15 protein-coding genes are annotated in these 17957 nt (G+C 71.4%); 6 read left to right on the top strand and 9 right to left on the bottom strand.

Features of this window, described 5'->3' with window-relative positions:
- Positions 1-200: 200 nt before the first annotated feature.
- Positions 201-1247: a LacI family DNA-binding transcriptional regulator gene (locus ACFYO5_RS04975; protein ID WP_356559880.1), complete on the bottom strand. Its 1047-nt coding sequence runs from the start codon at positions 1245-1247 to the stop codon at positions 201-203.
- 322 nt (positions 1248-1569) lie between these two features.
- Between ACFYO5_RS04975 and ACFYO5_RS04970 the strand changes: the two genes are divergently transcribed.
- Genes ACFYO5_RS04970 through ACFYO5_RS04960 form a run of 3 tightly spaced genes read left to right on the top strand, consistent with a single transcriptional unit; the run spans position 1570 to position 4702 of the window.
- Positions 1570-2721: a Gfo/Idh/MocA family oxidoreductase gene (locus tag ACFYO5_RS04970; RefSeq protein WP_356559879.1), complete on the top strand. Its 1152-nt coding sequence runs from the start codon at positions 1570-1572 to the stop codon at positions 2719-2721.
- The gene (locus ACFYO5_RS04965) at positions 2718-3872 is read left to right on the top strand and encodes a dihydrodipicolinate synthase family protein (RefSeq protein WP_388704253.1); all 1155 of its coding nucleotides are present in this window, start codon (positions 2718-2720) and stop codon (positions 3870-3872) included. The genes ACFYO5_RS04970 and ACFYO5_RS04965 overlap by 4 nt, the downstream gene beginning before the upstream one ends.
- On the top strand, positions 3869-4702 hold the full coding sequence (locus ACFYO5_RS04960; protein ID WP_356559877.1) for a sugar phosphate isomerase/epimerase family protein: 834 nt from the start codon (positions 3869-3871) through the stop codon (positions 4700-4702). Before ACFYO5_RS04965 ends, ACFYO5_RS04960 begins: the two co-directional genes overlap by 4 nt.
- Positions 4703-4775: 73 nt before the next feature.
- On the opposite strand, the gene ACFYO5_RS04955 is transcribed toward ACFYO5_RS04960, so the two are convergent.
- Both ACFYO5_RS04955 and ACFYO5_RS04950 read right to left on the bottom strand, forming a co-directional pair.
- A complete protein-coding gene (locus ACFYO5_RS04955; RefSeq protein WP_388704251.1) occupies positions 4776-5036 on the bottom strand; it encodes a hypothetical protein in 261 nt (86 codons plus the stop codon).
- Positions 5033-5317 carry a hypothetical protein gene (locus ACFYO5_RS04950; RefSeq protein WP_388704249.1) on the bottom strand — a complete coding sequence of 95 codons (285 nt, stop codon included), beginning with the start codon at positions 5315-5317 and terminating at the stop codon, positions 5033-5035. The genes ACFYO5_RS04955 and ACFYO5_RS04950 overlap by 4 nt, the downstream gene beginning before the upstream one ends.
- 153 nt (positions 5318-5470) lie before the next feature.
- Here ACFYO5_RS04950 and ACFYO5_RS04945 point away from each other — a divergent pair, with 153 nt between their 5' ends.
- Positions 5471-5737: a GntR family transcriptional regulator gene (locus tag ACFYO5_RS04945; RefSeq protein ID WP_356559874.1), complete on the top strand. Its 267-nt coding sequence runs from the start codon at positions 5471-5473 to the stop codon at positions 5735-5737.
- A gap of 68 nt (positions 5738-5805) precedes the next feature.
- Here the strand turns inward: ACFYO5_RS04945 and ACFYO5_RS04940 are convergent, their stop codons facing one another.
- The 6 genes from ACFYO5_RS04940 to ACFYO5_RS04915 form a co-directional block, all read right to left on the bottom strand.
- Positions 5806-7014 carry a hypothetical protein gene (locus tag ACFYO5_RS04940; RefSeq protein WP_388704246.1) on the bottom strand — a complete coding sequence of 403 codons (1209 nt, stop codon included), beginning with the start codon at positions 7012-7014 and terminating at the stop codon, positions 5806-5808.
- Between the two features lie 384 nt (positions 7015-7398).
- Complete coding sequence (gene rbsD, locus ACFYO5_RS04935; protein WP_356559872.1) at positions 7399-7788, bottom strand: D-ribose pyranase; 390 nt, start codon at positions 7786-7788, stop codon at positions 7399-7401.
- Entirely contained in the window at positions 7785-8687 is a 903-nt protein-coding gene (locus ACFYO5_RS04930) for a ribokinase (protein WP_388704243.1), read from the bottom strand. The genes rbsD and ACFYO5_RS04930 overlap by 4 nt, the downstream gene beginning before the upstream one ends.
- A gap of 94 nt (positions 8688-8781) precedes the next feature.
- Positions 8782-10731, bottom strand: a complete 1950-nt coding sequence (locus tag ACFYO5_RS04925) for a substrate-binding domain-containing protein (protein ID WP_388704240.1) — start codon at positions 10729-10731, stop codon at positions 8782-8784.
- A complete protein-coding gene (locus ACFYO5_RS04920; protein WP_388704237.1) occupies positions 10721-12253 on the bottom strand; it encodes a sugar ABC transporter ATP-binding protein in 1533 nt (510 codons plus the stop codon). Before ACFYO5_RS04920 ends, ACFYO5_RS04925 begins: the two co-directional genes overlap by 11 nt.
- Positions 12250-13410 carry a LacI family DNA-binding transcriptional regulator gene (locus ACFYO5_RS04915; protein WP_388704235.1) on the bottom strand — a complete coding sequence of 387 codons (1161 nt, stop codon included), beginning with the start codon at positions 13408-13410 and terminating at the stop codon, positions 12250-12252. The genes ACFYO5_RS04920 and ACFYO5_RS04915 overlap by 4 nt, the downstream gene beginning before the upstream one ends.
- 545 nt (positions 13411-13955) lie before the next feature.
- Between ACFYO5_RS04915 and ACFYO5_RS04910 the strand changes: the two genes are divergently transcribed.
- Both ACFYO5_RS04910 and ACFYO5_RS04905 read left to right on the top strand, forming a co-directional pair.
- On the top strand, positions 13956-16208 hold the full coding sequence (locus tag ACFYO5_RS04910; RefSeq protein ID WP_388704228.1) for an ATP-dependent RecD-like DNA helicase: 2253 nt from the start codon (positions 13956-13958) through the stop codon (positions 16206-16208).
- A 204-nt stretch (positions 16209-16412) separates the two neighbouring features.
- Positions 16413-17711, top strand: coding sequence for a citrate synthase (locus ACFYO5_RS04905; RefSeq protein ID WP_388704226.1), 1299 nt, complete (start codon positions 16413-16415; stop codon positions 17709-17711).
- The last annotated feature ends 246 nt before the right edge of the window (positions 17712-17957 follow it).

Genomic DNA, 17957 nt, shown 5'->3' with positions numbered 1-17957 from the left:
GCCCGCCCCACGGCCCCGCATCCCCACGCCCCCAGACCCCCGCACCCGCCGCCAAACGCCCCGTTCCCGCCCGCACAGCCCCGTTCCCGCCCGCACGGGCCCGGCGCTCGCCGCACCGCGCGGCACCCCTTCTCGGCCCCGAGGCACTCCCCTCTCACCCAGAGGCGCCCAGTCCCGAGGCACCCAGCCCAAAGGCCCCCTCAACCCCGAGGCACCCCCGAAGACCCCCGCACCATCAACTCACCCCGCACCATCGCGATCCCACCCGGCGGCGGCTCCTCCCGCCCCATGGCGATCCGCCCGGCCCGGGCCCCGGCCTCGGCCAACGGCAGCCGCACCGTGGTCAGCGCGGGGACGGCGTCGATGCTGAAGGGCAGGTCGTCGAAGCCGGCCACCGAGACGTCGTCCGGAATGCGCAGCCCGGACTCCCGCAGGGCCGCGCACGCGCCCAGGGCGACGGAGTCGTTCGCCGCGACCACGGCCGTCAGCGCCGGGTCCCGCCGCAGCAGCTCCAGCGTGGCCTCGTACCCCGCCCGCCGGTCGTAGCGGCCGTGGACGGTCCAGCGAGGATCCTCCTCGATACCGGCCGCGGCCAGCGCCGCCCGGTGGCCCTCCAGCCGGTGCCGGGTGGTGGTGCGCTCCTCGGGGCCCGCGATGTAGCCGAGCCGCCGGTGCCCGAGCCCGATGAGGTGCTCGGTGAGTTCCCGGCCGCCGCCGCGGTTGTCGAAGGTGAGGGCGATGGCCCCGGTGTCGGGTGCGGGCGGCCGCCCGCACAGCACGACCCGGGTGCCCGCCTCGGCCAGTCGGCGCAGCTTCGCCGCCACCGCCGTGGCGTGCGGCTTGTCCTCCATGGCGCCGCCGGTCAGGACGACGGCGGCGGCCCGCTGCCGCTGCAACAGGGTGAGATAGGTCAGCTCGCGCTCCGGCGAGCCCCCGGTGTTGCACACCACCGCGAGCCGCTCGCCCCCGGCGCGCCCGCCGGGCCCGCCGATCTCCCCCTGGATGGCGCTCGCCATGATTCCGAAGAAGGGGTCGGCGATGTCGTTGACCAGGATGCCCACCAGGTCGGAGGTGGCCGCGGCCAGTGCGCTCGCGGGGCCGTTGAGCACGTAGTCCAGCTCGTCCACGGCCCGCAGCACCCGTTCCCGGGTCGACGCGGCCACGGGGTAGTTGCCGTTCAGTACGCGCGACACCGTCGCGGGCGAGACCTGCGCGCGGGCCGCCACGTCCGCCAGGGTCACCGTCATGTCGTCGTCCTCCGGTCACGCATCTCGTCGTACGTCGTCGTACGCCCTGGTAGACAGCAGGCTCACCGACCTGGTTCCGGGCGTGTCGAGCAGACCTTACGGCCCCGCACCGGAGTTGTTCGCCCCCTCGAACAACTCGGGATGGACACGGTCTTGTCCGCACGCCGGTCAGAGGCTAGCTTCTTCCTGTATAGAAAGCGCTTGCTGTGACGCTGATCAGTGACAAGGCGTAGGCGGCGCGCACAACCGCGTACGAGACGCGCGCGACGCGACGGGCAACGCCACGCACGACGCCGCGTACAACGCCTAAGAAGGGATCGACGTGACACGCAAGACGGTGCGTATCGCCATGAACGGCGTGACCGGGCGCATGGGTTACCGCCAGCACCTGGTCCGTTCCATCCTCGCCCTGCGCGAACAGGGCGGCCTCGACCTCGGTGACGGCACCGTGCTGTGGCCGGAGCCGATCCTGGTCGGCCGCCGGGAACACGTCCTGAACGCGCTTGCCGAGAAGCACGGTCTGGAGCACGTCTCCACGGACGTCGACGAGGTGCTCGCCGACCCCACCGTGGACATCTACTTCGACGCCCAGGTCACCTCCGCCCGCGAGGAGGCCCTCAGGAAGGCGATCGCGGCCGGCAAGCACGTCTACACCGAGAAGCCGACCGCCACCGGGCTCGAAGGCGCCCTCGAACTGGCCCGGCTGGCCGACGAGAAGGGCATCAAGCACGGCGTCGTCCAGGACAAGCTGTTCCTGCCGGGTCTGCTGAAGCTGAAGCGCCTCATCGACGGCGGTTTCTTCGGCCGGATCCTCTCCGTCCGGGGCGAGTTCGGCTACTGGGTGTTCGAGGGCGACTGGCAAGACGCCCAGCGCCCGTCGTGGAACTACCGCGCGGAGGACGGCGGCGGCATCGTCGTCGACATGTTCCCGCACTGGGAGTACGTCCTGCACGAGCTGTTCGGCCGGGTGCGGACCGTCCAGGCCATCGCCACCACCCACGTGCCGCAGCGCTGGGACGAGAACGGCAAGCCCTACGACGCGACGGCCGACGACGCCGCCTACGGCATCTTCGAACTCGACGGCGGCGTCATCGCGCAGATCAACTCCTCCTGGACGGTCCGCGTCAACCGCGACGAACTGGTGGAGTTCCAGGTCGACGGCACGGAGGGCTCCGCGGTCGCCGGCCTGCGCAACTGCCGTGTCCAGCACCGTTCCGCCACGCCCAAGCCGGTGTGGAACCCGGACATCCCCGCCACCGAGGTCTTCCGCGACCAATGGCAGGAGGTCCCCGACAACGGCGACTTCGACAACGGCTTCAAGGCCCAGTGGGAACTGTTCCTCAGGCACGTCTACGCCGGCGCCCCCTACCACTGGGACCTGCTCGCCGGTGCCCGCGGCGTCCAACTCGCCGAGCTGGGCCTGAGGTCCTCCGCGGAGGGCCGCCGCCTCGACGTCCCGGAGATCGCGCTGTGACCATCCGACTCCCGGACCCCGGCGGCATCCTGCGGACCTACGAGCCCCGCACGGAGCCCCTCGCCGTCACCACCGGAAACCCCTTCACCTCCCGTACGGTCTTCTCCGCCGCGCACGTCGTCGCGGACCCGTACGCCGACGTGTCCCCCGACTCGCCGGCCGCCGTGGACTGGGACGCCACCCTCGCCTTCCGCCGCCACCTGTGGTCCCACGGGCTCGGCGTCGCCGAGGCGATGGACACCGCCCAGCGCGGCATGGGCCTGGACTGGGCGGGCGCGGCCGAACTGATCCGCCGGTCGGCGGCCGAGGCCGAAGCGGTGGGCGGCCTGATCGCCTGCGGTGTCGGCACCGACCAGCTCACCGGCCCGGCCTCCCTCGCCGAGGTCCGCGCGGCCTACGAGGAGCAGCTCGCCCTCGTCGAGGCCTCCGGCGCCCAGGCCATCCTCATGGCGTCCCGCGCCCTGGCCGCGGCCGCCGAGAGCCCCGAGGACTACCTCGACGTCTACGGCCACCTCCTGCGCCAGTCCGCCGAGCCGGTGATCCTGCACTGGCTGGGCCCGATGTTCGACCCGGCGCTGGAGGGCTACTGGGGCTCGTCGGACCTGGACGCCGCGACGGAGGTCTTCCTCCAGGTCATCGCCGCCCACCCGGACAAGGTCGACGGCATCAAGGTGTCCCTGCTGGACGCCGAGCGGGAGGTGAACCTGCGCCGTCGCCTGCCGGACGGAGTCCGCTGCTACACCGGCGACGACTTCCACTACCCCGAGCTGATCGCGGGCGACGACAAGGGCTTCAGCCACGCCCTGCTCGGCATCTTCGACCCGTTGGGCCCGCTGGCGGCGGAGGCGGTCCGCGTCCTGGACACGGGTGACACCACCGGCTTCCGGCAGTTGCTGGACCCCACCGTCGCCCTCTCCCGCCACCTCTTCCAGACCCCGACCCGCTTCTACAAGACGGGTGTGGTGTTCCTGGCCTGGCTGGCCGGCCACCAGTCGCACTTCACCATGGTCGGCGGCCTCCAGTCGGCCCGCTCCCTCCCGCACCTGGCCCGCGCCTACGAACTCGCCGACGGGCTGGGCCTGTTCCCCGACCCGAAGCTGGCCGAGGAGCGGATGAGGAACCTGCTCGCCCTGTACGGGGTGACCCAGTGACCGGCCTGGAGCGGTTCAGCATCAACCAGATGACGGTGAAGCAGCTGTCGATGCCCGAACTGGTGGCGGCCTGCCGCGACCTGGGCATCGCCAACGTCGGCCTCTGGCGCGACCCGGTCCGGACGTACGGCGTCGAGGAGACGGCGAAGCTGGTCCGGGACGCGGGCCTGACGGTGACGACGTTGTGCCGCGGCGGCTTCTTCACCGCCGTCGACCCGGACGAGCGCACGGCCGCCCTGGCCGACAACCGCCGGGCGATCGACGAGGCGGCGACCCTGGGCACGGAGGTCCTGGTCCTGGTCTCGGGCGGCCTGCCACCCGGCTCGAAGGACCTGCACGGAGCCCGCGAACGCATCGCGGACGCGCTGGCGGAACTCGGCCCCTACGCCGAGGACCACGGGGTGAAGCTGGCCATCGAGCCCCTGCACCCCATGTACGCCTCGGACCGCTGCGTGGTCTCGACCCTCACCCAGGCCCTGGACATCGCGGAACGCTTCCCGGCCCACCAGGTGGGCGTCACGGTCGACACCTACCACGTCTGGTGGGACGACCAGGCCCCCGCCCAGATCGCCCGAGCGGGCGCGTCCGGCCGCATCCACACCTTCCAGCTGGCCGACTGGACCACCCCGCTGCCCGAGGGCGTCCTGAACGGCCGCGGCCAGATCGGTGACGGCGCGATCGACATGCGCGCATGGCAGGCCCACGTCGAGACGGCCGGCTACACGGGCGCGATCGAGGTCGAACTGTTCAACGACGCCCTGTGGGCCCGCGACGGCAGGGAAGTCCTCGCCGAGACGGCACAGAGGTTCCTGGAGAACCTGACCCTCTGAGCGACAGGGAGTACGACAGCGAGTGCGCGGGCCGCGGGCGCCGGAGTCGTTCCGGTGCCCGCGGCCCTTCACGTCACCGCTCCCGGTCCGCCGCCATGATGCCCACGCACTCCTCCAGCGCCGCGTGCAGGGACGGGACGAAGGCGGCGAGTTCGGTCTCCGACGACCTGCCTCCCTCCAGGACGGCACCCACGACCGTCACCAGGACGGCGGCGGCCTTGAGGGCGTGCGCGTCGGCCAGTTCCTCGAGCACACCGCCGGGGCGCGCGACCACGAACGCCTCCTTGCCGGTGGCGGGGTCGACGCCGACGCTGCGGAACCTCCTCGCGCTCACGCGGCGGCCCCCGACGGGACGTAGTCCTGACCCAGGGTCGCGAGCACGGCCGCACGGCGCCGCTCCCGCTGGAGGTGCCTGCGCTCCCGTTCGTCACGCTCGCGTTCCCAGACGGCGAGGTACGGCCGGACCAGGGGCAGGGCGTCGGCGGGGATCACGTCGGCGGGCCGCTGCGCGGAGGCGGCCGGGGGCGGCAGGAGGAGCGGGAAGGGGCCGAGGGCGCGGTGCGCTCCGCGGGGCGGCAGGAAGAGGCTCAGGATCGCGGCCAGTAGGCTGCGCATAGGTCGACTCCTTGGGTCGGCTCAGCCCCGGCACGGAAGCTGTCATCTTCCCGCCGGGGCGTTTTCTTGGACTCATGGTATCGCCTTGTATCGCTTCGTCGCGATACGTATCCCAAAGAGTGTGTAGCGCTCTCGTTGCCTAGCGTCGACTCCATGAACCCTGACGCTGAGATCGATCATGGAGCGCCTCTGACCCCCTACCGACAGCTGGCCGAGATTCTGCGTGCGCAGATCCGGCGCGGCGACTGGCAGCCCGGGCGGATGCTTCCCAGCGAGGCTCAGCTCGTACAGCGGTACGGGATCGCCCGGACAACCGTGCGGCGTGGACTTGGGCTGTTGGCCGACGAACGCTGGGTGTATGCCGTTCCGCAGCGCGGATGGTTCGTCTCCGACCCCCTCCCGCCCGCCCCCGAGGCATGACCCGGGGGGCCGCCCTCCGCAGGATGTGAGCGGACGGACGGCCCCCTGGTGCCTGGCGTGGTGTCGGGTCAGTCGGGCAGGCGGTCCATCAGCCAGGTGCACAGTTCCCCGGTGATCGCCGTGTGCGCGGTGGTCGTGGGCGAGCAGAAGTAGTCGTCCACCTCGCTCTCGTCCGGCGAGAGTCCGTTGACCGGCGTGTACAGGTCCTCCTGCGTCCCGATGTCGCGAACGGCCACCGCGCTCACCGACGGGACGAAGCAGATCTCCTCGTGCCGCAGGTCCACCGTGCCGCCCAGCTTGCGCATCGCGTCGGCGAGGATCCTGTACGTGTGCAGCGTGCCGCCGGGCGCCCCGTCCATCTCCGGGAAGCCGCTGGTCGTCACGGTCTCCTCGGCCTTGGGGAACCGCCGGTTCAGGTAGGCGGCCGTCACGTCGGCGCCCTGGGCCTGGACGTAGAAGGTGGTGCCCGGATAGATCCTGTCGATCCGCAGCGCGACCTCGCCGGGCGTCACGTCGGGCAGGCCGATCCCGTCGGCGCGGCCGTTGGCGACGGCGATCTTCATCGGGATCCGGGGCCAGTCGCCGAGCCGGGCCAGGGCGTCCAGGAACTCGGTGCGCTCCGGGGCGACCCCGATCTTCTTGGTGTCCTTGTCGTAGTGCTGCCAGAGCATCTGACGCGCCGCCGGGCTGTCCATCTGCCTGGCGAAGTCGTTCGCGAACGGGATGAAGTGCGAGAACGCCTGCACGCCGACGGGGATGGAGGCGCCGCGGTGCGGGCTGTCGTAGGAGAAGTACACCGCGGTCTGGTGGTCCATCCGCTTCCTCTCCATGTCGGCCAGCGCGTAGCGGGTGACGATGCCGCCCATGCTGAACCCGCCGACGACCAGCGGGGAGTTGCCCTGCCGGTGTTCGATGGTCTCCCTGATGGCGGCCTCGGCCGCCCGCGCGTTGTCGAGGATGGACGCGCTGCGCTCCTCGAAGCCGAGGAGGACGACGTCCTTGCCGCGCCGGTGCAGCTCGCTGATGAACTGGTAGCCGCTCTCCAGCCCCTGGTAGGTCTTGTCCAGTTCGCTGCGGCCGAGGTTGAAGCCGTCGGCCATGATCACGGGTCGGACGACGCGGCCGGCGGTGTTGCCGTCGGCGGGGAAGACCCAGGCGAAGCCGTTCGGCAGGGGCCACTCGGCGTGTGCCGGCACCGCCACCGGTTCGGCGGGCCCGGTGGTCAGCGGGTCGGCCAGGGTGAACGCGCCGACGTTGGGCTCGGTCGTTTCGGACATGGTCGTACTCCTCTGGAGGAGGGTGGGGGAGACCACGTCATCATGGGGGGTGTTTCGGGGCGATCACGGCGCTGAGCTGCGGCTTCATCACAACAGGTGCATTCCTCGGCGCGTATGTTTGATGCGCTAGGCATGTGCCGATGGCCAGATTTCTTCGCTCGTCCGTTCCGTCGCCCGTTGCGCCGTCGGTTCGCCTCCCCTCCGCTCCGGAATTTCCTCGGCCGGCGTGCAACCGTTCCGCCCTCACACGGGTCATACACGGTGTCAGAACTTCTGGGGGGGATCCGGGGGGATCGCGGGGGTTCTGGCGACGGAGGGGGCGAGCTAGAGGGGCCCGGTCGACGGACCGGGCCCCTCGAAGCATGCGCGGGGATCAGCGGGCGGTCAGAAGAACACCCCGCACCGCAGCAGCACATTCGCGTACGGCCGCGCCTCCCCGGTCCGCACCACCAGCCGCGCCGCCGCCGACAGCCTCTTCAGCTCCTCGTGCGGGACCAGGGCCAGTCCGGGGAAGTGCCCGTCCAGCAGTCCGGCCGCCGCCGGGTTCGCCTCCCGTACCTCGCGAGCCGCCGTCGCGCCCTCCACGACCAGCTCGGCCAGCAGTCCCTCCAGCACGTCCGCGAAGGACGGCACTCCCGCCCGGAAGGCGAGGTCCACGACCCGGGGGCCCTCGGGTATCGGCATGCCCGCGTCGCACACCAGCACCTCGTGCCCGTGCCCCAACTCGGCGAGGGCGCCGGTGAGATGACGGTTGAGTATCCCGCCCTTCCTCACCGGGCCTCGACCTCCGCCGCCGTGGGGAACGACTCCTGCGCGCCCCGCCGGGTCACGGCCACCGCCCCGACCCGCGCCGCGTACGCCGCGGCCTCGGCGAGCGGCGCACCCGCGCCCAGCTTCCACGCCAGCGCCGCCGTGAAGGAGTCGCCCGCCCCGGTCGTGTCCACGGCGTCCACCTTCACCGCCGCCACCCGTTCCACGCCGTCCGCCGACGCCACCAGCGCGCCCCGCGGTCCCAGCGTCACGACCACCGACTTCGGCCCCTTGGCGAGCAGCAGCCGAGCCCACTCCTCGGGCTCGTCGCCGCCGCCCGCCTCACCGAGGATCACCTTCGCCTCGTGCTCGTTGACGATCAGCGGATCGCAGGCAGCCAGCACCTCGGCGGGCAGCGGGCGCGGCGGCGACGGGTTCAGCACGAAGCGGCTGTCCGGCGCGAGACTCCGTACGACCTCCGTCACCGTCTCCAGCGGGATCTCCAGCTGCGCCGACACCACGCGGGAGGCGTGGAACAGCCCGGCGGCGGCAGCCACGTCGCCCGGCGTCAGGCGGCCGTTCGCGCCCGGGGACACCACGATGCTGTTGTCGCCCGACGGGTCCACCGTGATCAGCGCGATCCCGGTCGGCGCCCCGCCCACCAGCACGCCCACGGTGTCGACCCCGGCCGCCCGCTGCGAGTCGAGCAGCAGCCTGCCGTACGCGTCGTCGCCGATCCGGGCCAGCAGCGCCGTACGGGCGCCGAGGCGGGCGGCCGCGACCGCCTGGTTGGCGCCCTTGCCGCCCGGATGGACGGACAGGTCCGAGCCGAGGACGGTCTCGCCCGCCGCCGGGCGCCGTTCGACCCCGATCACCAGGTCGGCGTTGGCCGACCCTACGACCAGGAGGTCGTAGTCGTACATGAGAACTCCCCTAGGTACGTCGTACGCGACGGGAGGCGGGCGGTCCCCCGACCGCCCGCCCACTCCGTCCGCCTGCCGTCATGCTTGCCGGATGTCAGCCCTGGAAGCCGGCCACGTTCTCCTTCGTGACGACCTTCACCGGCACCTTCACCGTCTCCGCGACCTTCTTGCCCTGGAACGCCTTGAGCGCGTTGTCCACGGCGATTCTGCCCAGCTGCGAGGGCTGCTGCGCGACCGACGCGTAGAGCGTGCCGTTCTCGACCGCGGTGAGGCCGTCCGGGGTGCCGTCGAAACCGACGACCTGGACGGACTTGCCGGCCTTGGAGCCGAGCGCCTTGACCGCGCCGAGCGCCATCTCGTCGTTGGCGGCGATGACGCCCTGGACGTCCGGGTGGGCCTGGAGCAGGTTCGACATCACGTCGAGGCCCTTGGTGCGGTCGAAGTCGGCCGGCTGCTGGGCCAGCACCCGGATGCCGGGGAAGGCCTTCAGGCCCTTCGCGAAGCCCTCGGCGCGTTCCCGCGCCGCCGACGTGCCCGCCTGCCCCTGGAGGATGACGATCCTGCCGGTGCCGCCGAGCTTCTCGGCGACCGTCCTGGCGGCGAGTTCACCGCCGGCCACGTTGTCGGAGGCGACGAGGGTGTCCGTGGTCGCCTTGTTGACGCCGCGGTCGACCGCGACGACCGGGATCCTCGCCTTGTCGGCGGCGCGGACGGCCGGGCCGGCGGCGTCGGAGTCCACCGGGTTGACGATGATCGAGTCGTAGCCGGAGCTGGTGAAGTTCTGGAGCTGGTTGGCCTGCTGCGAGGCGTCGTTCTGCGCGTCGGTGACGGTCAGGTCGACGCCGAGCCTCTTCGCCTCGGCCCTCGCGCCCGACTGGATCTGCACGAAGAACGGGTTGTTGAGGGTGGACAGCGCCAGACCGACCTTCGGGTTCGACGTCGACGAGGAACCGTCGTGCAGGAACGAGGTCGCGCCGACCACCGCCACGGTGACGACCGCCGCGAGCCCGTACGTCGCCGCCTGGCGGCCCTTGCCGCCGCCGGCCCCGGCGGTCACCGGGGTCGCCCCCGCCTTGCGGCGCACGGTGTCGAGCAGCACGGCCAGCGCGATGACCACGCCGATGACGACCTGCTGCCAGAACGCCGAGACGGAGAGCAGGTTGAGGCCGTTGCGCAGCACCGCCAGGATCAGCGCGCCGATCAGGGTGCCGGACGCCTTGCCCGTACCTCCCGCGAGGGAGGCGCCGCCGATGACGACGGCGGCGATCGCGTCCAGCTCGTAGCCGTCGGCGGCCTGCGGCTGCGCGGAGGACAGCCGGGAGGCGAGCACGACGCCCGCGGCGGCGGCGAAGACACCGGACAGCGCGTAGATCGCGAGCTTCTGCTTCCTCACCCGCAGTCCGGACAGGCGCGCGGCCTCCTCGTTGCCGCCGATGGCGTACATCGAGCGGCCGATGTAGGTGCGGCCCAGGACGAAGGCGGCGATCAGGCCCATGACGACCATGACCAGCACGGGCACCGGCAGCCAGCCGCCGAGCGTGTCCCCGAGGTGGGAGACGGAGTCGGGGAAGGCGATCGGGGAACCCTCGGAGATCACCAGCGACAGACCGCGCGCCACCGACAGCATGGCGAGCGTCGCGATGAACGGCGGCAGCTTGCCGTAGGCGATGAGGAAACCGTTCACCAGCCCGGCCGCGATGCCGGTGGCGACGGCCAGGACGACCGCCAGGACGACCGGCACGCCGTGCGAGGTGGCGCTCCAGGCGAGGACGGTGGCCGACAGCGCCGCCACCGAGCCGACCGACAGGTCGATGCCCGCCGAGACGATCACGAAGGTCACGCCGAAGGCGAGGATGGCGGTCACGGCCGCCTGGACACCCACGTTGAGCAGGTTGTCCGTGGTGAGGAAGTCACCCGACAGCGCCGACATGGCGACGACGAGGACGATGAGCGCGGTGAGCGCCCCGTTGTCGAGCAGCAGGCGGCGCACCGCCGCGGCGCCGCCACCGGCGCCCGTCGTGCTCTTGAGCGTGTCAGCGGCCACGGCCGGTCTCCACTTCGGAGGTAGTAGGGGTACTGGGGTTGCTCACGGCGAGAGCCATCACCGCGTCCTGGGTGGCCTCGTCCGCGGGGAGTTCGCCGGCGATCCGGCCCTGGGCCATCACCAGCACCCGGTCGCTCATGCCGAGCACCTCGGGCAGGTCGCTGGAGATCATCAGGACGGCGGCCCCGGCGGCCGTCAGCTCGTTGATCAGCTGGTAGATCTCGACCTTGGCGCCGACGTCGATACCGCGCGTCGGCTCGTCGAGGATCAGCACCCGGGTGTCCGCCAGGAGCCACTTGCCGATGACGACCTTCTGCTGGTTGCCGCCGGACAGCGTCCGCACCTGCTGGCCGAGCCCGGCCATCCGCACGCCGAGCTGTTCCGCGATGCGGCCCGCGGCCTCGTGCTGCCCCTTGAGGTCGACGAGCCCGGCGCGGGTGGCCGAGCGCAGGGTGACCAGGCCGAGGTTCTCCTCGACGGAGGCGTCCAGCACCAGCCCCTGGCCCTTGCGGTCCTCCGGCACCAGCCCGATCCCGGCGGCCATGGCGGCGGTCACGTCGTGGCGGGGCAGCCGCGCCCCCGCCACCCGCACGGCTCCGCGGTCGTACGGGTCCGCCCCGAACACGGCCCGTACGACCTCGGTACGGCCGGCGCCGACCAGACCCGCGACCCCGACGACCTCGCCGGCCCGCACCTCGAAGCTGACGTCGTGGAAGACGCCGTCCCGCGTCAGACCTTCGACGGACAGCAGGGCGGGGCCCGCCTCGGCACGCTCGCGCGGGTACTGCTGCTCGATGGAACGGCCCACCATCAGCCGCACCAGTTCGTCCTCGGGCGTGGACGCCGGGACCTGCCCGACGCTCCTGCCGTCCCGGATGACGGTGACCCGGTCGCCCAGGGCCGCGATCTCCTCCAGGTGGTGGGTGATGAACACGACGCCCACGCCGTCCTCGCGCAGCCTGCGCACGATGGCGAAAAGCTTCTCCACCTCCTCGGAGGTGAGCACGGCCGTCGGCTCGTCCATGATCAGCACGCGCGCGTCCAGGCTGAGCGCCTTGGCGATCTCGACCATCTGCAGGCGCGCGATGCCCAGTTCCCGCACCAGCGCGCGGGGCGACACGGTGACGCCCACCCGCTCCAGAAGGACGGCGGCCTCGGCCTCCATCCGCTTGCGGTCGATCATCCCGAACCGGCGCGGCTGGCGCCCCAGGAAGATGTTCTCGGCCACCGTCAGGTCGGGGACGAGGTTGAACTCCTGGTAGATGGTGGCGATCCCGAGGCGCTCGGAGTCCTGCGCCCCGTGGATGCGCACCTCCTCGCCGCCGGCCAGGATCCGCCCGGCGTCGGGCGTGTACGCGCCGGAGAGCATCTTGATGAGGGTGCTCTTGCCGGCACCGTTCTCACCGAGCAGCACATGCACCTCGCCCCGCCGCAGGTCGAAGTCGACGCCGTCGAGCGCGACCACTCCGGGGAAGGTCTTGCGTATGCCTTCGATGCGCAGCAACTCGTCCGCGTTGCTCACGACTGGCTCCTGTTCCTTGCTGAGTCCTGGCCGCCTCGGCCTTGCCGGCCGCCTCGGCCTTGCCGGCCGCCTCGGTCTTGCCGGCCGTCCTGGCCGTCCTGGCCGACCTGGCGGTCCTGGCCGGTCTCGCCGGTCTCGCCGGTCTCGCCGGTTTCGCCGGTCTCGCCGGTTTCGCCGCACGAGCGGCGCACGACGAGACGGGCGGGGAGGGTGACGGATCGCGGGGCGCGCCCCTCGATCCGGTCGACCAGCGCGCGTACGGCCGCGCGCCCCAGCTCGCCCGTCGGCTGGGCGATGGCGGTGACCGGGGGATCGGTGTGCACGAACCACGGGATGTCGTCGAACGCGGCGAGCGCGATGTCGTCGGGAACCCGCAGCCCACGCGCGCGTACGGCGTCGAGCGCGCCGAGCGCCATCAGGTTGTCGGCGGCGAACACGACCTCGGGCGGCTCGGGCAGGTCGAGGAAGCCCTCGGTGACCCGCCGTCCGCTCTCGGCCTGGAAGTCGCCCTGTCCGATGTAGGCGTCCGGGAGATCGATGCCGCAGGCGCCGAGGGCCTCCCGGAAGGCCTCGACACGCTCGCTGCCGGTGGTGGTGGCGGCCGGGCCCGCGATGATCGCGAGCCGTCGGTGCCCCAGCCGGTGCAGATGCGCCACCAGGTCCCGTACGGCGGCCCGTCCGTCCGCCCGGACCACCGGCACGTCCACGCCAGGGATCCACCGGTCGACGAAGACCATCGGGGTCCCCGCGCGCGCGGCGTCCAGCATCAGCGGCGAGCCGCCGTCGGTGGGGGAGACCAGCAGACCGTCGATACGGCGGTCCAGCAGGGTCCGTACGTGGTGGTCCTGGAGGTCGGGCCGCTCGTCGGCGTTGCCGATGATGACGCTGTAGCCGAGCGCGCGGGCCTCCTCCTCGACGGAGCGGGCCAGTTCGGTGAAGTAGGGGTTCATCACGTCGCTGATGACCAGGCCGAGGGTGCGGGTCTGGTCGGTGCGCAGCGACCGGGCGACGGCGTTCGGGCGGTAGCCCAGCGCCTCGACGGCCGCCGACACGCGGGTGCGCGCGTCCGCGCTGACCGAGGGATGGTCGTTCAGGACGCGCGACACCGTGGCGACGGAAACGCCCGCCTCGGCAGCGACGTCCTTGATGCTCGCCATCGCCGCTCCACCTCCTTGTGGAATCGATTACAACGCCGTACGAGAAGGATTGGAATCGATTACACGCCGGTAAATCAAGACCCTGGCGAGCCCGAGACCGAACCGTGATGACAGCGGACGCCCGCACTCCGGTCGCCGGCCGGGCGGATGGGCCCCAGCCTGCAAGCGGACAGGGGCGTCCGCGAGGCCCGTCGGTCCGGCGGACCCGGGACGCAGGAGCGATGACGTCGGCGGGGTCCGCCCGGCGACGCCTGCCAGGTCCCGCACCGGGGCACCGGGGTCACCTGTTCAAGGACCGCCCGCGGATGCCCACGGCCGAGGGCGAGCGGGTCCACGAGGCGGGGCAGGCCTCCTGCCGGGCGCCCGGCAAAGGTGCCGCCGGCGCTGGAGGACCGCCAACTCGTCGAGTTCTCCCCGACCGACGGCTTCCGGAAGGTGCTCGACCACCTGACCGCCCGCGCCGACTCGACCACCTGACCGCCCGGGCCGCCCGGACCGGATGAGCTGTCGGACGTGTTGTCGGTGCCGGGCGGTACCGTCGGATCATGGAGCGACCGACGGGGAGCGGGGAGCGGCAGTTCGCCGTCCTGGAAGGCGTGCTGGAGCGCATCACGTACGCGAACGAGGAGAACGGCTACACGGTCGCCCGAGTCGACACCGGCCGGGGCGGCGGCGACCTCCTGACGGTCGTCGGCGCGCTGCTCGGCGCCCAGGTCGGCGAGTCCCTGCGGATGGAGGGGCGCTGGGGCTCCCACCCGCAGTACGGCAAGCAGTTCACCGTCGAGAACTACACGACCGTCCTGCCCGCCACCGTCCAGGGCATCCGCCGCTACCTCGGATCGGGCCTGGTCAAGGGCATCGGCCCGGTCTTCGCCGACCGCATCACCCAGCACTTCGGCATGGACACCCTGAAGATCATCGAGGAGGAGCCGAAGCGCCTGATCGAGGTGCCCGGTCTCGGCCCGAAGCGCACCAGGAAGATCGCCGACGCCTGGGAGGAACAGAAGGCGATCAAGGAGGTCATGCTCTTCCTCCAGACCGTCGAGGTCTCGACGTCGATCGCGGTCCGCATCTACAAGAAGTACGGCGACGCCTCGATCTCGGTCGTGAAGAACCAGCCGTACCGCCTGGCGTCCGACGTCTGGGGCATCGGCTTCCTCACCGCCGACAAGATCGCCCAGTCCGTCGGCATCCCGCACGACAGCCCGCAGCGCGTCAAGGCGGGCCTCCAGTACGCCCTGTCCCAGTCCGGCGACCAGGGCCACTGCTACCTCCCCGAGGAGCGCCTGATCGCCGACGCGGTCAAGCTGTTGCAGGTCGACACCGGCCTCGTCATCGAGTGCCTCGCCGAACTGGCGGCGCCTCCGGAGGAGGGCGAGGACCCCGGTGTCGTCCGGGAGAAGGTGCCCGGTCCGGACGGTGGGGCGGAGTCCGTCACGGCCGTCTACCTGGTCCCCTTCCACCGGGCCGAACTCTCCCTCTCCGCCCAGCTGTCGCGCCTGCTGCGCACCGGCGAGGACCGCATGCCGGACTTCCGCGACGTGGCCTGGGACAAGGCGCTGGCCTGGCTGCGGGCGCGTACCGGCGCCGACCTGGCCCCCGAGCAGGAGGCCGCCGTCAAGCTGGCGTTGACCGAGAAGGTCGCCGTCCTCACCGGCGGCCCCGGCTGCGGCAAGTCCTTCACGGTCCGCTCGATCGTCGAGCTGGCCCGCGCCAGGAAGGCCAAGGTGGTCCTCGCCGCCCCCACCGGCCGCGCCGCCAAGCGCCTGGCCGAGCTGACCGGCGCCGAGGCCTCCACCGTGCACCGCCTGTTGGAGCTGAAGCCCGGCGGCGACCCGGCGTACGACCGCGACCGTCCGCTCGACGCCGACCTGGTGGTCGTCGACGAGGCCTCGATGCTGGATCTGTTGCTGGCCAACAAGCTGGTGAAGGCGGTCCCGCCGGGCGCCCACCTCCTCTTCGTCGGCGACGTCGACCAGCTCCCCAGCGTGGGCGCCGGCGAGGTGCTGCGCGACATGCTCGCCGACGGCAGCCCGATCCCCGCCGTGCGCCTCACGCGCGTGTTCCGTCAGGCCCAGCAGTCCGGCGTGGTGACCAACGCGCACCGGATCAACGCCGGGCAGCACCCGGTCACCGACGGCATGAAGGACTTCTTCCTCTTCGTCGAGGACGACACGGAGGAGGCGGGCCGGCTCACGGTGGACGTGGCCGCCCGTCGCATTCCGGCCAAGTTCGGTCTCGACCCCCGCCGGGACGTCCAGGTCCTCGCGCCCATGCACCGTGGCCCGGCGGGCGCCGGCGCGCTCAACGGACTGCTCCAGCAGGCCATCACCCCCGGCCGCCCCGACGTCCCCGAGAAGCGGTTCGGCGGCCGGGTCTTCCGCGTCGGCGACAAGGTCACCCAGATCCGCAACAACTACGACAAGGGGAAGAACGGCGTCTTCAACGGCACCGTGGGGGTGGTCACCTCGCTCGATCCGGTCGACCAGCGCCTCACCGTGCGCACCGACGAGGACGAGGAGGTGCCCTACGAGTTCGACGAACTGGACGAGTTGGCCCACGCGTACGCGGTGACGATCCACCGTTCACAGGGAAGTGAATATCCCGCCGTGGTGATCCCCGTCACCACCGGCGCGTGGATGATGCTCCAGCGGAACCTCCTGTATACGGCCGTCACCCGCGCCAAGCGGCTGGTCGTCCTCGTCGGCTCCCGCAAGGCGATCGGCCAGGCGGTGCGCACGGTGTCGGCGGGCCGCCGCTGCACGGCTCTCGACTTCCGGCTCTCGGGGCGACGGTAAAAATGATCGATCAAATGAGTCATGAAGGTCACAGAGCACTTCCGCAAGCGTGACGGAGGCGGCAGGATGAACAAGTTGGCGGCACTGAGTGCCGTGGATAAGCCCAATGGCCGACCCCGAGTGCACTCTCCTGCGCCAAATGGGGGAAGGTAGAGACAGTCAGGGCAACCTCGAAGAAGAGGCACAACGTCGGTGAGGGATGACGTGAGCGAGCACACCAACAACGCTGTAGTACTGCGGTACGGCGACGGCGAGTACACCTACCCGGTGATCGACAGCACCGTCGGCGACAAGGGCTTCGACATCGGGAAGCTCCGCGCCCAGACCGGTCTCGTGACCCTGGACAGCGGGTACGGCAACACCGCCGCCTACAAATCCGCCATTACCTACCTCGACGGCGAACAGGGCATCCTCCGGTACCGCGGCTACCCGATCGAGCAGCTGGCCGAGCGGTCGACCTTCCTCGAGGTCGCCTACCTGCTGATCAACGGCGAGCTGCCGACCGTCGACGAGCTGACCGTCTTCAAGAACGACATCACGCAGCACACCCTGCTGCACGAGGACGTCAAGAACTTCTACCGCGGCTTCCCGCGCGACGCGCACCCGATGGCGATGCTGTCGTCGGTGGTCTCGGCGCTGTCGACGTTCTACCAGGACAGCCACAACCCGTTCGACGAGACGCAGCGCAACCTCTCGACGATCCGGCTGCTCGCCAAGCTCCCCACGATCGCGGCGTACGCGTACAAGAAGTCGATCGGTCACCCGTTCGTCTACCCGCGCAACGACCTCGGCTATGTCGAGAACTTCCTCCGCATGACCTTCTCGGTCCCCGCGCAGGAGTACGACCTGGACCCGGTCGTCGTCTCCGCGCTCGACAAGCTGCTGATCCTGCACGCGGACCACGAGCAGAACTGTTCGACGTCCACGGTCCGCCTGGTCGGCTCCTCGCAGGCCAACATGTTCGCGTCGATCTCGGCCGGCATCAACGCGCTGTGGGGCCCGCTGCACGGCGGCGCCAACCAGTCCGTGCTGGAGATGCTCGAGGGCATCCAGGCCAACGGCGGCGACGTCGACTCCTTCATCCGCAAGGTGAAGAACAAGGAGGACGGCGTCCGCCTGATGGGCTTCGGCCACCGGGTGTACAAGTCCTTCGACCCGCGCGCGAAGATCATCAAGGCGGCGGCGCACGACGTCCTCTCGGCCCTCGGCAAGTCCGACGAGCTGCTGGACATCGCGCTGAAGCTGGAGGAGCACGCGCTCTCCGACGACTACTTCGTCTCGCGCAACCTCTACCCGAACGTCGACTTCTACACCGGCCTGATCTACCGGGCCATGGGCTTCCCGACCGAAATGTTCACGGTCCTGTTCGCCCTGGGCCGTCTGCCGGGCTGGATCGCCCAGTGGCACGAGATGATCAAGGAGCCCGGCTCCCGCATCGGCCGCCCGCGCCAGATCTACACGGGTGTCGTCGAGCGTGACTTCGTGCCGGTCGAGGAGCGCTGACACCTGCCGGTGGGGGCGCCTCTCGCGGGGTGCCCCGCGGTGGGGTCGTGCTCTCTCGGCTCGGGCCTGCGGGGCCTCTCGACGAGTGGCTCGGCGGCCCGGGGCGTGTACGCGCGTGAATGAGGGGCTGCCCGAAGGGCAGCCCCGTACGTGCCTCATGGCCCGTCGGCGAGGCAAGGCATGAAGAAGGCGCCCTGATGCGTCGGTCCCCCCACGGGCCGACGACCAGGGCGCCTTCCCATGTCC

Origin of the sequence: Streptomyces sp. NPDC006259 (assembly GCF_042870975.1) — a bacterium.
Taxonomy (GTDB): domain Bacteria; phylum Actinomycetota; class Actinomycetes; order Streptomycetales; family Streptomycetaceae; genus Streptomyces.
The sequence above is the reverse complement of the archived record's forward strand: the minus strand, read 5'-3'. Positions and strand labels throughout refer to the sequence as shown.